This window comes from Streptomyces huiliensis (assembly GCF_020037025.1).
GTDB classification, from domain to species: domain Bacteria; phylum Actinomycetota; class Actinomycetes; order Streptomycetales; family Streptomycetaceae; genus Streptomyces; species Streptomyces huiliensis.
In genome coordinates this window covers 1-3,355 of the sequence record NZ_JAIQLH010000261.1, presented here as the reverse complement: position 1 = coordinate 3,355, position 3,355 = coordinate 1, and the positions used below count along the sequence as shown (strand labels likewise).

Below are 3,355 nucleotides of genomic sequence, written 5' to 3'. Positions count from 1 at the left end.
ACGGCCTCGTCGACGGCGGTGACGACGTCGCGCCACTCGGCGGCGCCGAGCCGGTCGAGGCCGTCGGCGGGCCGGGGGGCTCCGGGGTCGCCGCGGTGGGCGGGGAGGAGCGCGGGGAGCCGCATCCGGCGCAGGAACGGCAGCAGGGCCATGGGCTGTTCGCGGGTGGCGCCGAGCCCGTGCGCGGTGACGACGTAGGTGTCGCGGGCGCCGGGCAGGAACCAGGCGGGCAGCGGGCCGGTCTCGCCGGGGAGCTCCAGGTCGTCGACGTCCTCGGGGCCGAGGCCGAGCGCCTCGCGCGGGTCGCCGCGCAGGACCTGCGGGGTGAGCCGGACCCCGAGGCCGGGCCTGAGGACCCCGTGGGTGATCCGTTCGAGCCGGCGGACGACGCGGTCGTGCGGGTGCGAGACGTCGGCGACGGGCGGCCCGACGACGGCGTGCAGGTCCCGGCCGGTGAGCCCGTAGGTGCCGGGGCGGCAGGAGGCGGGGGTCCGGTCGAGGGTGACGGTGGTCTCGTCGACGGCCCGTACGGTGAGCCGGGGTTCACCGGGGAGGGGCCGGTCGGGGCCGTTTCTCAGGAGGGCGTCGCCCGCGTACCGCCCCGCGGCCAGGGCGGCCGCCCCGGCACCGATCATGGTCACCGCTGTCATCGCCGTCGTCCGGACCAGATGCATCCCTCCAGTGTCCGCACGGGGGTGGGGCGGGGCCAGTCGGCGTGGACGGGCGGGCGGGTGATCGCGGGGGCGGGGTGGATCCCCTACGGGCGTGTCCCCGCCCACCGGTCGGTCCACTGGTCCGCCCACGGGTCGGTCCACTGGTCCGCCCACGGGTCGGTCCACTGGTCCGCCCACGGGGCCGCCCACGAGTCCGCCCACCGATCGGTCCATCGGTCCGCCCACCGGCCGTCGGTCCCGCCGCCGCCCGTCACTCGCGCTCGCCCTCACGCTCACTCCCGACCGCTCCCACCCGCTCCCACCCGCTCCCGTCAGGGCCCGCTCAGTCCCGTCCCGCTCGGTCCCGCCGCCGCCCGTAGCCCCGCAGCTTCTCCCCCGCCTCGGCGAGCTGCCCCGCGTCGAGGAGCGACGGTGTCCGGCCGGATACCCCCGAGGCCGCGAGCCAGACGCGGCACATCCACTCCAGCTGGGCGGTGCGGTCGTACGCCTGGTCGAGGGTCGTCCCGTAGGTGAGGGTGCCGTGGTTGCGCAGGAGGCAGCCGGTGCGGCCGTCCAGGGCGGTGAGCGCGTGCCGGGCGAGCTCGTCGCTGCCGTAGAGGGCGTAGGGGGCGACCCGTACGGGTCCGCCGAGGGCCGCGGTCATGTAGTGGATCGCCGGCAGCTCCGTCACCAGCGTGGAGACGGCGGTGGCGTGGACGGCGTGCGTATGGACGATGGCCGTGGCGTCCGTGGCCCGGTAGACGGCGAGGTGGAGGGGGAGCTCGCTGGTGGGGGCGAGGCGGCCGGGCGCGGGACCGTCGGGCGCGAGGCCGCCGGACACGGGCCGGCCGTCCAGGCCGACGGCGACGACGTCCTCCGGGCGCAGCCGGTCGTACGGCACCCCGCCGGGCGTGACGAGGATCATGTCGCCGATCCGGGCGGACACGTTCCCCGAGGTGCCCACGACCAGGCCGTCCGCGACCGTCCTCCGGGCCGTGGCCAGCACTTCTGCCCTGATCCGGGCGATCGTCCCGTCGTCCGTCCGGTCCGTCATCGATGACCCCCTCCGGTTCGCGTCACCGCGGATCCCGCCCCAGTTCACCTTCCGTTCACCCACGGTCCCTACGGTCGCCGCGTACTGACCACCGGACTGATTGCCTGGGTGAATGGAACACATCACGCTTCTCATCGGGATCGTGATCGTCACGGCCTTGGTGTTCGACTTTACGAACGGCTTCCACGACACGGCCAACGCGATGGCCACCACCATTTCCACCGGGGCACTCAAGCCCAAGGCAGCGGTGGCGATGTCGGCGGCGCTCAACCTCGTCGGCGCGTTCCTCTCCGTGGAGGTCGCCAAGACGATCTCCGGAGGCATCATCGACGAGACCGCCGGAATCAGACCAGAAGTGATCTTCGCCGGTCTGGTCGGCGCCATCGTCTGGAACCTGCTGACCTGGCTGGCCGGCCTGCCCTCCAGCTCCTCCCACGCCCTCTTCGGCGGCCTGATCGGCGCGACCGTGGCCTCCGTCGGCTTCGACGCGGTCAACGGCGACAAGGTCGTCATGAAGGTCCTCATCCCGGCCGTGGCCGCCCCGCTCGTGGCCGGCATCTCGGCCTGGGCCGCGACCAAGCTCACCTACCGGCTGGCGCGGAACCGCGACGAGGCCGACACGGCGAAGGGCTACCGCGCCGGTCAGATCGCCTCCGCCGCGCTGGTCTCGCTGGCGCACGGCACCAACGACGCGCAGAAGACCATGGGCGTGATCACGCTCGCGCTGGTCACCGGCGGCGTCGTCGCCCCGCACTCCGACCCGCCGCTGTGGGTCGTCGTCTCCGCGGGCCTGGCCATCGCGCTCGGCACCTACCTCGGCGGCTGGCGCATCATCCAGACCCTCGGCAAGGGCCTCACCGACATCCGCCCGGCGCAGGGCTTCGCCGCCCAGACCGGTGCCGCGACCGTCATCCTCGCCTCCTCGCACATCGGCTTCGCGCTCTCCACCACGCAGGTCTGCTCCGGCTCGATCATGGGCGCGGGCCTGGGCCGCAAGGGCGGCGTCGTCCGCTGGTCGACCGCCGGCCGCATGGTCGCCGCCTGGTGCCTCACGCTGCCGGCGGCCGGTCTGGTCGCGGCCGGTGCGGCGCTCCTCGCCGACCAGGGGGACTGGGGTGTGGCCGCGGTGGCCGTCCTCGGCCTGGCGGTCAGCGGGGCGATCTGGCTGGTGTCGCGGCGCAAGCCGGTGACTCCGGACGATGCGGCCGGTTCTCCGGCTCCGGCTGGCACCGCTTCCGCCGAGCCGGTGGGCGTCGTGACCGCCGCCCTCCAGGCCGTCGCCCCGCCGCCGGCGGGTCCGGTGGCCACGGTGGCCGCACCCACGGCCGTCACCCCCGAGCCCGCCCCCGCCCCGGTCGCCCCGGCCGTGGCCGCGACCAGCTGAGGATCTTCGTATGCACATCGACTGGGCAGCTCTGGGTCAGGTCTTCGGCGTCAGTCTCGTGATGACCGTGGGGCTGGTGGGGGCCTTCACCCTCGGGATCGTGGGGACGTCGCCGTCGCGGGACGGCGGGTCCGCTTCCGCGGGGGCGCGGGTGGGGGCCTACGCGGCGTTCGCGCTGTGCGCGGCGGCTGTCGGGTACGGGATCTATCTGATCGTCGCCTGAGGCTTGCCCCGGCCCCACCCTTTCACCGTTTCTTGCGGGGG

Annotated in this window: 4 protein-coding genes; 2 read left to right on the top strand and 2 right to left on the bottom strand. The window is 74.7% G+C overall.

The window, feature by feature from the left end; translation table 11 throughout:
- A partial coding sequence (locus tag JNW98_RS30420) for a DUF8805 domain-containing protein (RefSeq protein WP_504755586.1) occupies positions 1 to 674 on the bottom strand: 674 nt, incomplete at its 3' end.
- Positions 675 to 996: 322 nt separating this feature from the next.
- On the bottom strand, positions 997 to 1,707 hold the full coding sequence (locus JNW98_RS30415; RefSeq protein ID WP_223771520.1) for a class II aldolase/adducin family protein: 711 nt from the start codon (positions 1,705 to 1,707) through the stop codon (positions 997 to 999).
- Between the two features lie 112 nt (positions 1,708 to 1,819).
- Between JNW98_RS30415 and JNW98_RS30410 the strand changes: the two genes are divergently transcribed.
- Both JNW98_RS30410 and JNW98_RS30405 read left to right on the top strand, forming a co-directional pair.
- Positions 1,820 to 3,091 (top strand): inorganic phosphate transporter, encoded by a 1,272-nt coding sequence (locus JNW98_RS30410; protein ID WP_223771519.1) that lies wholly within the window; start codon positions 1,820 to 1,822, stop codon positions 3,089 to 3,091.
- A gap of 10 nt (positions 3,092 to 3,101) precedes the next feature.
- On the top strand, positions 3,102 to 3,314 hold the full coding sequence (locus JNW98_RS30405; RefSeq protein ID WP_223771518.1) for a hypothetical protein: 213 nt from the start codon (positions 3,102 to 3,104) through the stop codon (positions 3,312 to 3,314).
- The last annotated feature ends 41 nt before the right edge of the window (positions 3,315 to 3,355 follow it).